The sequence below is a fragment of the Ruegeria sp. HKCCD7255 genome (assembly GCF_013031565.1).
In the GTDB taxonomy this organism is placed as follows: Bacteria; Pseudomonadota; Alphaproteobacteria; order Rhodobacterales; family Rhodobacteraceae; genus Ruegeria.
Window position 1 is genome coordinate 183,446 of the sequence record NZ_WQAG01000002.1, and the last position, 13,898, is coordinate 197,343.

13 protein-coding genes are annotated in these 13,898 nt (G+C 57.9%); 9 read left to right on the plus strand and 4 right to left on the minus strand.

Annotated features, from left to right (window positions below):
• Positions 1–6: 6 nt before the first annotated feature.
• Positions 7–1,299 carry an O-acetylhomoserine aminocarboxypropyltransferase/cysteine synthase family protein gene (locus GOX45_RS04660; RefSeq protein ID WP_171098497.1) on the minus strand — a complete coding sequence of 431 codons (1,293 nt, stop codon included), beginning with the start codon at positions 1,297–1,299 and terminating at the stop codon, positions 7–9.
• A gap of 72 nt (positions 1,300–1,371) precedes the next feature.
• Entirely contained in the window at positions 1,372–2,367 is a 996-nt protein-coding gene (locus tag GOX45_RS04665) for a hypothetical protein (RefSeq protein WP_371808952.1), read from the minus strand.
• Positions 2,368–2,684: 317 nt separating this feature from the next.
• On the opposite strand from GOX45_RS04665, the gene GOX45_RS04670 reads away from it, so the two are divergent.
• The gene (locus tag GOX45_RS04670; RefSeq protein WP_171098500.1) at positions 2,685–4,019 is read left to right on the plus strand and encodes an NAD(P)-dependent oxidoreductase; all 1,335 of its coding nucleotides are present in this window, start codon (positions 2,685–2,687) and stop codon (positions 4,017–4,019) included.
• A 69-nt stretch (positions 4,020–4,088) separates the two neighbouring features.
• Positions 4,089–5,393, plus strand: a complete 1,305-nt coding sequence (preA, locus tag GOX45_RS04675; protein WP_171098502.1) for an NAD-dependent dihydropyrimidine dehydrogenase subunit PreA — start codon at positions 4,089–4,091, stop codon at positions 5,391–5,393.
• Positions 5,394–5,547: 154 nt separating this feature from the next.
• Here the strand turns inward: preA and GOX45_RS04680 are convergent, their stop codons facing one another.
• Positions 5,548–6,441 (minus strand): EamA family transporter, encoded by an 894-nt coding sequence (locus tag GOX45_RS04680; RefSeq protein WP_171098504.1) that lies wholly within the window; start codon positions 6,439–6,441, stop codon positions 5,548–5,550.
• 80 nt (positions 6,442–6,521) lie between these two features.
• Here GOX45_RS04680 and GOX45_RS04685 point away from each other — a divergent pair, with 80 nt between their 5' ends.
• Positions 6,522–7,010, plus strand: coding sequence for a MarR family winged helix-turn-helix transcriptional regulator (locus tag GOX45_RS04685; RefSeq protein ID WP_171098505.1), 489 nt, complete (start codon positions 6,522–6,524; stop codon positions 7,008–7,010).
• 210 nt (positions 7,011–7,220) lie between these two features.
• Here GOX45_RS04685 and GOX45_RS04690 read toward each other — a convergent pair whose 3' ends face one another.
• Positions 7,221–7,829 carry a TetR family transcriptional regulator C-terminal domain-containing protein gene (locus GOX45_RS04690; protein ID WP_171099246.1) on the minus strand — a complete coding sequence of 203 codons (609 nt, stop codon included), beginning with the start codon at positions 7,827–7,829 and terminating at the stop codon, positions 7,221–7,223.
• A 172-nt stretch (positions 7,830–8,001) separates the two neighbouring features.
• Here GOX45_RS04690 and GOX45_RS04695 point away from each other — a divergent pair, with 172 nt between their 5' ends.
• The 6 genes from GOX45_RS04695 (at position 8,002) to GOX45_RS04720 (ending at position 13,846) form a co-directional block, all read left to right on the plus strand.
• Positions 8,002–9,252 (plus strand): Zn-dependent hydrolase, encoded by a 1,251-nt coding sequence (locus GOX45_RS04695; protein WP_171098507.1) that lies wholly within the window; start codon positions 8,002–8,004, stop codon positions 9,250–9,252.
• Between the two features lie 92 nt (positions 9,253–9,344).
• The gene (hydA, locus tag GOX45_RS04700) at positions 9,345–10,799 is read left to right on the plus strand and encodes a dihydropyrimidinase (protein ID WP_171098509.1); all 1,455 of its coding nucleotides are present in this window, start codon (positions 9,345–9,347) and stop codon (positions 10,797–10,799) included.
• Between the two features lie 54 nt (positions 10,800–10,853).
• A complete protein-coding gene (locus tag GOX45_RS04705; RefSeq protein WP_171098511.1) occupies positions 10,854–11,651 on the plus strand; it encodes an ABC transporter ATP-binding protein in 798 nt (265 codons plus the stop codon).
• Positions 11,641–12,075, plus strand: a complete 435-nt coding sequence (locus GOX45_RS04710; protein ID WP_171098513.1) for a GNAT family N-acetyltransferase — start codon at positions 11,641–11,643, stop codon at positions 12,073–12,075. The genes GOX45_RS04705 and GOX45_RS04710 overlap by 11 nt, the downstream gene beginning before the upstream one ends.
• Entirely contained in the window at positions 12,072–13,004 is a 933-nt protein-coding gene (locus GOX45_RS04715) for an ABC transporter permease (protein ID WP_171098514.1), read from the plus strand. Before GOX45_RS04710 ends, GOX45_RS04715 begins: the two co-directional genes overlap by 4 nt.
• Positions 13,001–13,846 (plus strand): ABC transporter permease, encoded by an 846-nt coding sequence (locus tag GOX45_RS04720; RefSeq protein ID WP_171098516.1) that lies wholly within the window; start codon positions 13,001–13,003, stop codon positions 13,844–13,846. Before GOX45_RS04715 ends, GOX45_RS04720 begins: the two co-directional genes overlap by 4 nt.
• Positions 13,847–13,898 lie beyond the last annotated feature (52 nt).

Consider the following 13,898-nt stretch of genomic DNA (forward strand, 5'->3'; position numbering starts at 1 on the left):
GTCCCGTCAGGCGCTGGCTTTTGACAGCGCCTGATCCAGATCGGCGATCAGATCGTCAGCGTCTTCGATCCCGATCGACACGCGCACCACGCCCGGACCGGCCCCAGCGGCCTCTTGCTGTTCTGGCGTCAACTGTCGGTGGGTGGTCGAGGCCGAGTGGATGATCAACGACCGCGCGTCGCCCAGATTGGCCACATGGCTGAAGATTTCCAACGCATTGACCAGCTTGATACAGGCGTCATAACCGCCCTTCACCGCAAAGGTGAACAGCGCCCCGGCACCGCGCGGATAGTTCTTTTGCACCCGGTCGTAATAGGGGGATGAGGGCAGTCCCGCATAGGTCACATAGTCGATCCGGTCATCCGCCTCCAACCAGGCCGCGATTTTCTGCGCGTTCTCCACATGACGCTCCATCCGCAGGCTCAGCGTCTCGATCCCCATCAGCGTGTAATGCGCCGCTTGCGGGTTCATTGTCATGCCAAGATCGCGCAACCCGATGGCAATGCCGTGGAAGGTAAAGGCGAGCGGGCCAAAGGTCTCATGGAATTTCAGGCCGTGATAGGCGGGCTCGGGCTGGCTGAGCGAGGGGAACTTGTCATTGGCCGACCAGTCGAACTTGCCAGAATCCACGATGCAACCGCCAGTGACAGTGCCGTTGCCGGTCAGGTATTTGGTGGTCGAATGAACCACCAGCGTGGCACCCTGCTCGATGGGGCGGCACAGGTAAGGCGTGGCCGAGGTATTGTCGACGATCAACGGAATCCCCGCCGCATCAGCCACATCGGCCAGCGCGCGGATATCGGTGACATAGCCACCGGGATTGGCCACGGATTCGCAGAAGACCGCGCGGGTGTTGTCGTCAATCGCGGCTTTCACAGCGTCCAGATCGTCGGTATCCACGAATTTCGCCGACCAGCCAAAGCGTTTGATGGTCTGGCTGAACTGCGTGACGGTGCCACCATACAGCCGGGTCGAGGCCACGACATTGCAGCCAGGCCCCATCAGCGGGAACAGCGCCATGATCTGAGCCGCATGGCCGGACGAACAGCACACCGCACCAACGCCACCTTCCAACGTCGCGACACGCTCTTGCAAGACGGCTACGGTTGGGTTGGTCAGACGGGAATAGATAAAGCCGACCTCTTGCAGGTTAAACAAAGCTGCGGCGTGATCGGCATCTCGGAACACATAAGCCGTGGTCTGATAGATCGGTGTCTGGCGGGCTCCGGTCGCGGGGTCCGGGCGGGCGCCTGCGTGGATCTGTAGCGTATCAAAGCCGTAAGTCGGGCCGTCTGACATGTTGAAATCTCCCTTTGGATTATAGCGTTAATCAATCTCTAGGCCATTGACCGCGTCCGCACAACGCTCCGGTTATCGCTGCCACAACCCCTTGGCCTTGATCGCCTTGCGAATGGCCTGTTCGCGCTGGGGCAGGTTGTCCTGATCAAACAACTCGCGGATCTTGGCACCTTTGCCCTGAATGACCAGCTTCTTGATCGGGTCATAGGTCTTGAGCACTTTCTTGACCTTGTTGGGGGCCGCGACGGTTTCCAGAACGTCGATCACATGATCAGCTTCGCGCGCATAAAGCAAAGGGAACAGGCGATAGTGACAGCTGACCGACCCATCCAGCAGTCCATCGGGCAGAACATCGCGGCCACCGCCAAAGGAATGGATCACCAAAGGCAGGGCAACTTGATCCAGCCAAGGATCAAGGGTCTGACCGGTGAGTTCGGGGATCTCTTCGTCACGAATGGTGCGGGCATAGTCCAGAAACCGCGCACCGAATTGGCGGGGGCATTTGTAAAAGAAAAAACCTGCGTTGAAATAGAGAAACCGGCGCCAGTAGTCCTGCGGCTGGGTGGTGTCAATGGAGCTCTCAAAGTCCAGCCCGAACCGGTCATAAAGCGCGCGCCAGATCCCGTCATAGCCCGGGCCATAAAGCGTCGGGCGTGGCCAGGTGCCTTCGACCTTTTGCGACGCACCGGGGCGGTCGAAGTCAAAGGGCACATCTGCCAGTTCACCGGTGATCAGCGTATCGCTGTCAAACAGGATAAACGGCTCATCTTCGGGCAGGGCCAGCAGCGCTTCGATCTTGTTGCCTTGCGGATAGCTCGCGCCAAAGACATGCGAGTCAAACGGCACGATCTCAGCCCCCAACTGATCCAGCGCTTTCAGCACGTTGGGGTTCTGAATGCTTGGGTCTTGCGGCCAAAGCGGGCCCGTTTGCGGCACCGCCACCAATAGGCGACCGGAAAAGCCGGGGGAACTGTGGCGCAGCGAGGCGGCGAACAGAAGGGCCTCGTATTGCAGGCGGTTGTTTTGCCCGATGATGACAACATTGAACTTCGAGGTCTTGGCCATCATGCCTGCACTTTCTTGCCTGAGGGCCTCGTAAGCCCCGAATGGGTTCGGGATTACAGCAACGCGTCAGATGCGTCAAAACCCGATCTGTTTGAGTGCGCTGCTGGAATTTGTTTTCGTGCGTCGACGTTAGGGGCAGGACATCGCAAAACCGGGCCCAAACACGTTTTGCCTCAAATTTACTCGGATGTGGTGCGAGATGGTCAAATCTGAGCGTCGATTGGCGGTTTTTGACCAAATGATAAATTTTACCAGTTGATAAAAAAATTTTTTGTGCCAAGCTGAAACGCATAACAAACATATCTACAGGGAGTAGAGTGATGGCACAGGGCCAGATGGCACCCGGCATCGTTGCCGGGCGGCTTTCCAGCGATGAGTTGACATCGAACTTCAGCGATCTGCATCCTCCGCTGCAGCCTCATGAGGCGGCTGTGGCCGCAGATCGGTGCTATTTCTGTTACGACGCGCCATGTGTGACGGCCTGTCCAACGGATATCGATATTCCGCTGTTCATCCGTCAGATTCAGGCCGCGCAACCGCAATCCGCTGCGCGCACGATCTTTGACCAGAATATTCTGGGCGGCATGTGCGCACGGGTCTGCCCGACCGAAACCTTGTGCGAAGAAGCCTGCGTGCGCGAGACGGCCGAGGGCAAGCCGGTCGAGATCGGTCGCTTGCAGCGCTATGCCACCGATACATTGATGGCAGCGGATGAGCATCCCTTTGAACGGGCCGCGCCCACAGGGAAAACCATTGCCGTCGTGGGCGCCGGACCTGCGGGTCTGGCTTGTGCGCACCGGTTGGCCATGCTGGGCCATGACGTGGTGATCCATGAAAGCAAGCCCAAGGCGGGCGGGCTGAACGAATACGGTATTGCTGCCTATAAATCGACCAATGATTTTGCGCAGGCCGAGGTCGATTGGCTGCTGAAAATCGGTGGCATCACCATCGAGACCGGGTCCGCTCTGGGCAATGGCGTGTCGATGGAGGGGCTGCTGGATGCATATGACGCCGTGTTCCTGTCCATCGGTCTGGCCGGTGTGAACGCGCTGCGGGCGCAAGGGGCCGAAAAAGACGGCGTGCGTCACGCGGTCGACTTTATCTCGGATGTGCGGCAGGCGGATGATCTGGCAAACCTGCCGGTAGGGCGCAATGTCGTGGTGATCGGCGGTGGTATGACCGCTGTAGACGCGGCGGTGAAATCCAAGCTGCTGGGGGCCGAGCATGTGACCATCGCCTATCGGCGTGGGCGCGACGCCATGGGTGCCAGCCGCTATGAACAGGATCTGGCCGCTTCGCACGGGGTACGGATCATGACCAATGTTCAGCCGGTGGCCGTGCATGGCAACGGGGCAGCGGTTGAGATTGAGCTGGAATACACCTCAAGCGAAGGCGGCAGCCTGAAGGGGACAGGCGAAACAATACGTGTTCCCGCAGATCAGATCCTCAAGGCGATTGGCCAGAACCTGGATGGCGCGCCAGAAGGGTTGCAGCTGGACGGCAACAAGATTGCCGTCACGGGCGCTGGCCGGACATCGCTGGCCGGGGTTTGGGCCGGGGGCGATTGCGCCGCTGGTGGCGAAGATCTGACCGTGACCGCCGTGGCCGAAGGCCGGGATGCCGCAGTGGACATCCATGCCAGCCTGTCCGCGTGACACATGGGTTGCGCCATGAATGCTTGTGAAAAGATGAAGATGCAGAACCGCATCAGGGAGGCCGGATAAATGGCTGATTTGACGACGAACTTTCTGGGAATTTCAAGTCCGAACCCGTACTGGCTGGCCTCGGCGCCGCCCACGGACAAGGAATACAATGTCCGCCGCGCCTTTGAGGCCGGTTGGGGCGGTGTCGTGTGGAAAACGCTGGGGGCCGAAGGTCCTCCGGTGGTGAACGTAAACGGCCCGCGTTATGGCGCGATTTACGGCGCAGATCGGCGGTTGCTTGGTCTCAACAATATCGAGTTGATCACCGATCGCCCGCTTGAGGTGAACCTGGAAGAGATGGCCCGGGTCAAGTCCGACTATCCTGATCGCGCGCTGATCGCTTCTATCATGGTGCCCTGCGAGGAAGAGGCGTGGAAAGCCATTCTGCCGCGGGTGATGGAGACCGGCGCGGATGGGATCGAGCTGAACTTTGGCTGCCCCCACGGGATGAGCGAACGCGGCATGGGATCTGCCGTTGGGCAGGTGCCTGAATATATCGAGATGGTGACCCGGTGGTGCAAAAAGTACTATGACCGCCCGGTCATCGTGAAGCTGACACCCAATATCACCGATATTCGCAAACCCGCAGCAGCGGCCAAAAATGGTGGCGCGGATGCGGTGTCGCTGATCAACACGATCAACTCGATCACCAGCGTCAATCTCGATACGTTCAGCCCCGAACCCTCTATTGACGGCAAAGGCAGCCACGGAGGCTATTGCGGCCCGGCGGTCAAACCGATTGCGCTGTCGATGGTGTCCGAGATCGCGCGGGATCCGGCCACCCACGGTATGCCCATTTCGGGCATCGGTGGCGTGACCACGTGGCGCGATGCGGCCGAGTTCATCTCGCTGGGTTGTGGCAATGTGCAGGTTTGCACCGCCGCGATGACCTATGGCTTCAAGATCATTGATGAGCTGACCGCAGGCCTGTCGGAATGGATGGACGAAAAGGGCTATTCCAGCGTTGATGAGGTCATTGGCCGTGCGGTGCCCAATGTCACCGACTGGCAGTATCTAAACCTGAACTACATCGCCAAGGCCAAGATCGATCAGGACCAGTGCATCAAATGCGGTCGCTGCTATGCGGCCTGTGAGGACACCAGCCACCAGGCGATTGCAATGTCCGAAGATCGGGTGTTCGAAGTGATCGACGAGGAATGCGTGGCCTGTAACCTCTGTGTTGACGTTTGCCCGGTCGAGGGCTGCATCTCGATGGAGCCGATGGCTGCGGGAGAGATCGATCCACGTACCGGGCGCGAGGTTCAGCCCGAATACGCCAACTGGACAACGCATCCCAACAATCCGATGGCCAAAGCGGCTGAATGATTGGGACCGGAAGGATCGGGATGGGCGTCGCTGACGCCCAGCCCATGCGGTAAGCGTTAAAGAATGCCGCGAAAGGATGCAGACGACTAGACCTTGTGTTTCCCGACGCGAACATCCGACGACCCTTGTCGGATGTTCGCTGCAAGCCCATACTTCATGATTTCTGCACCGCGGCCACTGTTGGCTTAGTCGATACTGGCTTCGATCTCAGAGCGTATTGACCAACGAACACGCTCAGGAGGACGACAATCATTCCAATGCTTTGCGGAATACTCAGCGTTTCATTGAGAAAGAACCAACCGAGCAAAGCCGCACTCATTGGACTTAGAAGGCCCAGTATCGAAGCCGCTGTTGGTTGGATGATACGGATGCCGCGCAACCAAATAATGTATGTCAGGGCCGCGCCGATAAGGCCCAAATAGGCTAGCCCTAAGACGTTCGTTCCGCTTATCGTCGACCAATCCGTTGGCGCAAAAGGAGCAAAGGGCACCAAAAGCAAGCCGCCAGCCGTCAATTGCCAACTCGTAAAGGTCAGAGCGCTAACCGGTGGCTGCCATTTTCGGCTCAGCACGGTGCCGAAGGCCATGGATGCAGACCCGGCAATACCTGCAACAACCCCCCACATATCCAGCTTCGCTTCGGGTGTCAGGACGAGAAGTGCAACCCCAACAGCGCCCGCCGCGACTGCGAACAGTGAAAGCACCTTTATTGGCGATCCGAGCAAGAAGCACGATGCGAAGATGACCACAAACGGCTGCAATGCCCCCATCACAGCTGCGACGCCGCCGGGTAAACGATATGCGGTAAAGAAGAGTAGTGACCAGAATATCGCGAAATTCAATGCGCCCAAAACGAACATCTTCCAGACCCAGTGACCGTGGGGGACTTGGCGCACTAGGCACAACAGAAGGAGGCCAGCGGGCAGAGCGCGCAGGACAGATACGGTCAGTGGATCAAGGTTGGGCAGGAACTGTGTGGTGACAATGTAACTGCTGCCCCAAACAAGGGGGGCCAGCGCCGTGAAGGCAAGATCAAAGGGGCGGGACATCGGGATCTCCAATTTATCTCGACGTAGAGATAAAAGCAAATAGCTTGACGTCAAGATAAAAATCCATTCTGTGTTGTAGCATGTTCGATATTGAAGAGATCAGAGCGCAGTGGGCAAAGCAGCGGCCAGACATTGACACCGGACCAATGGGCGTGATTGGCAGGGTGGTCAGATTGTCGGCTCTCTACAGCGAAGAGATGGGCAAGACCTTTGTAAAACACGGGCTGAGCGCGTCGAGTTTTGATGTGTTGGCCACGCTTCTGAGGTCGGGGCCGCCCCATGCGCTGTCGCCTAACCAACTGCTTGCGACGATGATGGTGACGTCAGGCACAATGACGAACCGCATTGACCAGCTTGAAAAGGAGGGCTTAGTGGCGCGTGTCCCGAACCCGGAGGACAAGCGCAGTGTCCATGTGAAGCTCACAGCGAGCGGGATAGAAAAGATTGACGCCGCCGTATCAGACCACGTTGTTGTTCAGAAGCAATTGGTTGAAGGGCTGTCCGAATTGGATCAGTCTGAGCTGAACACCATGCTGGATAAATGCCTTTCGTCCTTCGCGGATAGGTAAAAAGCAGACTTTAAGAGCTCTTCATCGAACGGCGGCTTTGTCCGCAGAGCCGACCTTTATCGAAGTGACTTCAGGGTCTGCATTTGCAAGTGAACGCCCTGTCGAGGAATTATCTGAGAGGATCGTGGATGCAAAACCTCAGCAATCCAAGGCAGGGGCTATGACGGGTCATTTGTTTGGGCGAGGGCTGGTCGCGGTCGCCGCCCTTTTTTATGGCGTCAGAAGCTTGCGATAGAGCAGATCCACAAAGGGCTCTGCGCCTTCAAACGGGTCTTCGTCACCCAGGATGGCGCGAACCTGCACGTCGAAATCGGCATAGTGCTGGGTCAAGGCCCAGATCGAGAAGATCAGATGATAGGGGTGTACCTGCGCGATTTTGCCCTGATCCATCCAGCGGGTCAGGATGATGACTTTGGAATCGACCAGAGCTTTCAGGTCTTCGGACAAAGCTGAATGGATGCGCGGTGCGCCCTGCACCAACTCATTGGCAAACAGACGGCTTTCGCGCGGCAACTCGCGGCTCATTTGCAGTTTGCGCTGGATATAGGCCAGAATCTCTTCCATCGGGTCGCCGTTTTCGTCAAGCGCATGCAGGGGCGCCAGCCAGACCTCGAGCAAGCCAGACAAAAGCGCAGTGTGAATCGCCTCTTTCGACGGGAAATAGTAGAGCAGATTGGGTTTGCTCAACCCGGCCTCGGAGGCGATTTGATCTACGGTTGCACCCCGGAACCCATGTGCGGAAAACACGTTCAGAGCGGCGTCCAGAATCATGGCGCGGTTCTTTTTCTGTATTCGGGTTGGGGCGCGGTCTTTCGGCATGTTTTCTGGTCGTCTCATTTTGCGCCAATCTGGCGATTGCACTGCTAAAAATTCGGGCTGCGCCACGCAATTTCTTGACTGGTGTTGAACCCGTGATAGCCTGAGTTTGACCAGATGGTCAAATCAAGACAGAAAAAAGCGAGCTTAATCGCAAGCGACAGGGAAAATGACTATGGCGGCTCCGGCGCAGAACCTCAGGATTAATGGCGACAGGCTGTGGGACAGTCTGATGGCGATGGCAAAGATCGGCCCCGGTGTTGCTGGTGGCAACAATCGCCAGACGCTGACGGATGAAGATGCGGAAGGCCGCGCGCTGTTTCAGACCTGGTGTGAAGAGGCGGGCTGTTCCATGGGGTTGGATCAGATGGGTAACATGTTTGCCCGCCGCGAAGGCACCGATCCCGAGGCGCTGCCGGTCTATGTGGGCTCGCACCTGGATACCCAGCCGACGGGCGGCAAATATGACGGCGTTCTGGGGGTTCTGGGCGGGCTAGAAGTGATCCGCACGCTGAACGATCTGGGCATCAAGACCAAACATCCGATCGTTGCGACCAACTGGACCAATGAAGAGGGGACGCGCTATGCGCCGGCGATGTTGTCGTCGGGCGTGTTTGCCGGGATGCACACGCAGGATTGGGCCTATGACCGCGAAGATGCCGAGGGCAAGAAATTCGGCGATGAGCTGAAGCGGATCGGCTGGCGCGGTGATGAGGAAGTGGGTACGCGCAAGATGCATGCGTTCTTTGAACTGCATATCGAACAAGGGCCCATCCTGGAAGCCGAAGGCAAGGATATTGGGGTGGTCACCCATGGCCAGGGGCTCAGCTGGACTCAGATCACCGTGACCGGCAAGGACGCGCATACCGGATCAACCCCGATGCCCATGCGCAAGAATGCCGGTTTGGCCATGGCGCGTATTCTGGAGAAAGTGGATGAGATCGCCTGGTCTCATGCGCCGCATGCGGTCGGCGCGGCAGGGCATATCGATGTGTTTCCAAACTCGCGCAACGTGATTCCAGGAAAGGCAGTGTTTACCGTCGATTTCCGCTCACCCGAGTTGGAGGTGATCACCGATATGGAGAACCGCCTGCGGGTGGCGGCAGAAGATATCGTCAATGAGATGGGACTCGAGATCGCTTTTGAAAAGGTTGGCGGCTTTGATCCGGTGAAGTTTGACGAAACCTGCGTGAGCGCTGTGCGAAACGCCGCTGAACGGCTGGGCTATTCGCATACCGATATCATCTCGGGCGCGGGGCATGATGCCTGCTGGATCAATCGGGTCGCGCCCACCGCGATGGTGATGTGCCCCTGCGTCGACGGCTTGAGCCATAATGAGGCGGAAGAGATCAGCAAGGACTGGGCCGCTGCCGGGGCGGATGTTCTGTTTCATGCGGTCGTCGAGACCGCTGAAATCGTGGGTTAGGGGGCGCTGCCCCCGTCGCCCGTTGGGCGACTCCCCCGAGGTGTTTTTGAACAGAAGAAGCACGCGGCGCAGACCGCGAAAGGGAGAGTAAAATGAGCACTGTGATCAAGAACGGAACCGTGGTGACAGCGGATTTGTCCTATAAGGCCGATGTTCTGGTCGAAGGTGGCGTGATCACCCAGATCGGGATGGATCTGAAGGGCGACAAAGAGCTGGATGCCAACGGCTGTTATGTCATGCCGGGTGGGATCGATCCGCATACCCATCTGGAGATGCCCTTTATGGGCACCTATTCCAGCGATGATTTCGAAAGCGGCACGCGGGCAGCCTTGGCCGGTGGCACCACGATGGTGGTTGATTTTGCACTGCCCAACCCCGGTGAGAGCCTGCTGGATGCGCTGAAACGCTGGGACAACAAATCGACGCGGGCCAATTGCGACTATTCCTTTCATATGGCGGTGACCTGGTGGGGCGAGCAGGTCTTTGACGACATCAAGACCGTCATCGAGACGCGTGGCATCAACACATTCAAGCATTTCATGGCCTATAAAGGCGCGTTGATGGTGAATGATGACGAGCTTTTTGCCTCGTTCAAGCGGCTGGCCGAGCTGGGCGGTATCGCGATGGTCCATGCCGAGAATGGAGATGTGGTGGCCGAGCTGAGCGCCAAGCTGCTGGCCGAGGGCAATGTAGGCCCCGAGGCGCATGCCTATTCCCGTCCACCGCAGGTTGAGGGTGAGGCCACGAACCGCGCGATCATGATCGCCGATATGGCCGGTGTGCCGCTTTATGTGGTGCATACGTCCTGTGAAGAGGCGCATGAGGCTATTCGCCGGGCCAAGATGAACGGCAAGCGGGTGTGGGGTGAGCCGTTGATCCAGCATCTGACCCTGGATGAGAGCGAGTACTTCCACCAGGACTGGGATCATGCTGCGCGCCGTGTCATGAGCCCTCCGTTCCGCAACAAGCAGCATCAGGACAGCCTGTGGAATGGGTTGCATTCGGGGACGCTGAGTGTTGTGGCCACGGATCATTGCGCCTTTACGACCGAACAGAAACGCTATGGCGTGGGGGATTTTACCAAGATCCCCAATGGTACGGGTGGGTTGGAAGACCGGATGCCGATGCTGTGGACTCATGGGGTGAACACCGGCCGTCTGACCATGAACGAGTTTGTGGCAGTCACTTCAACAAACATCGCCAAGATACTGAATTGCTATCCGAAAAAAGGCGCGGTTTTAGTGGGCGCAGATGCCGATCTGGTGGTTTGGGATCCCGAAAAGACCAAGGTGATCAGCGCCGATACGCAGCAATCAGCGATCGACTACAATGTGTTTGAAGGCAAAGAGGTCAAAGGCTTGCCGCGCTTTACGCTGACCCGGGGCCAGGTGGCTGTGCATGATGGCGAAATCCGCACACAGGAAGGCCACGGGGAGTTTGTGGCCCGAGAGCCGAACGGGCATGTGAACAAAGCGCTGAGCACATGGAAAGAACTGACAGCCCCGCGCCCGGTAGAGCGGTCGGGTATTCCGGCGACAGGCGTTTGATCGACGCGGGCCGCCGTGTGGCGGCCTACCGTTTCGTGTTTTCAAGGGGATGGAATGAATACTGCAACTCAACCTCAGCCTGTTGTCGAGGCGCGACAACTGGATCTGACGTTTCAGACCAATGACGGGCCGGTGCACGCGCTCAAGGATGTGAACCTGACCATCGACAAGGGCGATTTTGTCAGCTTTATCGGACCCTCGGGCTGCGGAAAGACGACGTTTCTGCGTTGCGTCGCAGCGCTGGAGACGCCCACCGGGGGTTCGCTGACGGTCAATGGCATGACACCCGATGAGGCACGGCGCAAGCGGGCCTATGGCTATGTGTTTCAGGCGGCGGGGCTTTATCCGTGGCGGACCATTTCCAAGAATATCAAACTGCCGCTTGAGATCATGGGCTATTCTGCGGCGGAACAGGATGAGCGGGTGAGCAAGGTCCTGGAACTTGTTGATCTTGAAGGGTTTGGTGCCAAATTCCCCTGGCAGCTCTCGGGTGGGATGCAGCAGCGGGCCAGTATCGCGCGGGCGTTGGCGTTTGACGCGGATATCCTTCTTATGGATGAGCCGTTTGGCGCGCTGGATGAGATCGTGCGTGATCACTTGAACGAACAGCTTCTGGCGCTTTGGGCGCGGACGGAAAAAACCATCGGGTTTGTGACCCATTCGATCCCCGAGGCGGTGTATCTAAGCACCAAGATCGTGGTGATGAGCCCTCGGCCCGGGCGGATCACAGATGTGATCGACAGCCCTTTGCCGAAAGAACGGCCCTTGGACATTCGCGACACGCCCGAGTTTATCGAAGTTGCGCACCGGGTACGCGACGGGCTGCGGGCAGGGCATTCCTATGAGGACTGACACGCAGATCAGGCGCGCCACGCACGAAGACACGTTGGCCTGCGCCAAGGTTGTTCATGCCTGGGCGTCTGAGACCGATTGGATGCCGGACGAACTGCCGGTGGAGCAATTGGCCGGGCTGATCCGCGACGCGTTTGACAGCCGTGAGATCTGGGTCGCCGGTGATCCGGTGGATTGTTACATGTCCGTCGATCCTGCCCAGAAGAAGATTGGCGCGCTCTATTGCCGCCGGACCGGGCAGGGCATCGGCAAGGTGTTCTTGGATAAGGCCAAGGAAAATCGTGATTTCCTGTGGCTGACGACGCATATCCCAAACACATCTGCGCAACGGTTTTACCTGCGTGAAGGGTTCGAAGTGACGGCAGAAGAACCGCCAGTACCCCCGGATACCGTGCCGGTCTATCGGATGGAGTGGCACGCATGAAGCAGGCCCTTGCAGTTCTTACCGTGTTGTTCGCGATTGTCGCGATTTGGTACGCAGCGGTTGCGCCGATGAACATTCGCGTGGCCTTGGATCAGGCGGAACGTGCCGGAGAGCTTGTGACGCCCGAAACCGCCCGTGACCGGCGTGAGACGTCGACCTGGGTACTGATGGCGAAAAACCCAAGCCATATCTCGACTGGGTATGCGCTGGACCGTCCGCGTTTACCCGCGCCGGATCAAGTTGCGCAGGAGCTTTGGAAGACCACTGGAGAAATGGTGGTAAAAGGGCGCGCGTTTTCGAAACGGTCGCTTATTTATCATGCCGGGATCACGCTGCAGTCTACCTTGTGGGGGTTCCTGCTGGGCACCACGTTGGGGATTTTGGCGGCAGTTGCGATTGTCTATTCTCGCGTGGCGGATATGAGCCTTATGCCCTGGGCCATCATCAGCCAGACCATCCCCATTGTTGCACTTGCACCAATGATCATTGTCGTTAGCTCTCAGGTCGGGATCGAAGGGCGCGGTGTGCCCAAGGCGATTATCTCGGCCTATCTGTGCTATTTCCCGGTGCTGGTCGGGATGGTAAAAGGGTTGCGCTCGCCCTCGCTGCCGCAACTGGACCTGCTGAAAACCTATAACGCTTCGGGAACACAGGGTTTCTTCAAGCTGCGGTTGCCGTCTTCTTTACCGTATCTGTTTACCTCGCTCAAAGTGGGGATCGCTGCAGCATTGGTTGGAACAATTGTCGGAGAATTGCCAACAGGGGCAGTTTCGGGTTTGGGTGCGCGGATTTTGATCGGTGACCAATTTGGGACGCCTCTGGCGATCTGGGCGGCTTTGTTTGCCGCGGCGATTTTGGCGGGCCTTCTGGTGACGCTGCTGGATCTGCTGCAACGTATCGCGTTACGCCGCATGGGGATGAACACATGACCTGGCTGTCTGTTTCGTTGCTATTCTGGGGCTTGGCCTGGTGGGCCAACTACCGGCTGGCGATTTCAAAATATCGCAAGACCCGTGGTGCCCGCGTGCTGGTTCCGGTGTTGTTCGGTGTGACTTTGCTGGTTCTATGGGAAGGTATTGTGCGCGGGCTGAACGTCTCACCAGTCATTCTGCCACCACCGTCCGACGTCGCCGATGAGTTTATCCGGTCGTCCCATATTCTGTGGGAGGATTTCAAACAAACGGTCTTCAAGGGTGCGCTCACCGGCTTTTTCATGGGATGCGTTGCGGCCTTTGCCTGTGCGATTGCCATTGACCGTTCAGCGTTTTTGACCCGTGGTTTGTTGCCGATCGGGAATTTCGCGGCGGCTTTGCCCATCGTTGGCATCGCACCCATTCTGGTCAGCTGGTTCGGGTTCGACTGGCAATCCAAAGCCGCCGTTGTGGTCGTGATGGTGTTCTTCCCCATTCTGGTCAACACGGTGCAGGGCCTGCGCGAGTCTGATGCGATGCAGCGCGACCTGATGCGAACTTATGCAGCCAGCTATTGGCAAACGCTTGTCAAACTGCGTCTTCCTGCCGCGATGCCGTTTATCTTCAATGGGTTGAAGATTGCAACGACCCTTGCTTTGATCGGCGCAATTGTGGCTGAATACTTTGGGTCCCCGACACGGGGCATGGGGTTCAGAATCTCGACGGGCGTGGGAAGTCTGGAAATCGATCTGGTCTGGGCCGAGATCGCCGTGGCAGCGTTGGCCGGCACAGTATTCTACGGTTTGGTCGCATTGATCGAAAAAACGGTGACCTTCTGGCACCCGTCGCAGCGAGGCTAACAACAAAATTCAAAAGATCCCGGAAGCGGGGCACTAAACTCAACTAGGAGAA

What these genes read in the sequence shown, in the direction of transcription:
- GOX45_RS04695 (WP_171098507.1), top strand. Translation starts at nt 8,002, where the DNA reads ATGGCGGCTCCGGCGCAGAACCTCAGGATTAATGGCGACAGGCTGTGG.
- GOX45_RS04710 (WP_171098513.1), top strand. Translation starts at nt 11,641, where the DNA reads ATGAGGACTGACACGCAGATCAGGCGCGCCACGCACGAAGACACGTTG.
- hydA (WP_171098509.1), top strand. Translation starts at nt 9,345, where the DNA reads ATGAGCACTGTGATCAAGAACGGAACCGTGGTGACAGCGGATTTGTCC.
- preA (WP_171098502.1), top strand. Translation starts at nt 4,089, where the DNA reads ATGGCTGATTTGACGACGAACTTTCTGGGAATTTCAAGTCCGAACCCG.
- GOX45_RS04680 (WP_171098504.1), bottom strand. Translation starts at nt 6,441, where the DNA reads ATGTCCCGCCCCTTTGATCTTGCCTTCACGGCGCTGGCCCCCCTTGTT.
- GOX45_RS04690 (WP_171099246.1), bottom strand. Translation starts at nt 7,829, where the DNA reads ATGCCGAAAGACCGCGCCCCAACCCGAATACAGAAAAAGAACCGCGCC.
- GOX45_RS04670 (WP_171098500.1), top strand. Translation starts at nt 2,685, where the DNA reads ATGGCACAGGGCCAGATGGCACCCGGCATCGTTGCCGGGCGGCTTTCC.
- GOX45_RS04665 (WP_371808952.1), bottom strand. Translation starts at nt 2,367, where the DNA reads ATGATGGCCAAGACCTCGAAGTTCAATGTTGTCATCATCGGGCAAAAC.
- GOX45_RS04715 (WP_171098514.1), top strand. Translation starts at nt 12,072, where the DNA reads ATGAAGCAGGCCCTTGCAGTTCTTACCGTGTTGTTCGCGATTGTCGCG.
- GOX45_RS04705 (WP_171098511.1), top strand. Translation starts at nt 10,854, where the DNA reads ATGAATACTGCAACTCAACCTCAGCCTGTTGTCGAGGCGCGACAACTG.
- GOX45_RS04685 (WP_171098505.1), top strand. Translation starts at nt 6,522, where the DNA reads ATGTTCGATATTGAAGAGATCAGAGCGCAGTGGGCAAAGCAGCGGCCA.
- GOX45_RS04720 (WP_171098516.1), top strand. Translation starts at nt 13,001, where the DNA reads ATGACCTGGCTGTCTGTTTCGTTGCTATTCTGGGGCTTGGCCTGGTGG.
- GOX45_RS04660 (WP_171098497.1), bottom strand. Translation starts at nt 1,299, where the DNA reads ATGTCAGACGGCCCGACTTACGGCTTTGATACGCTACAGATCCACGCA.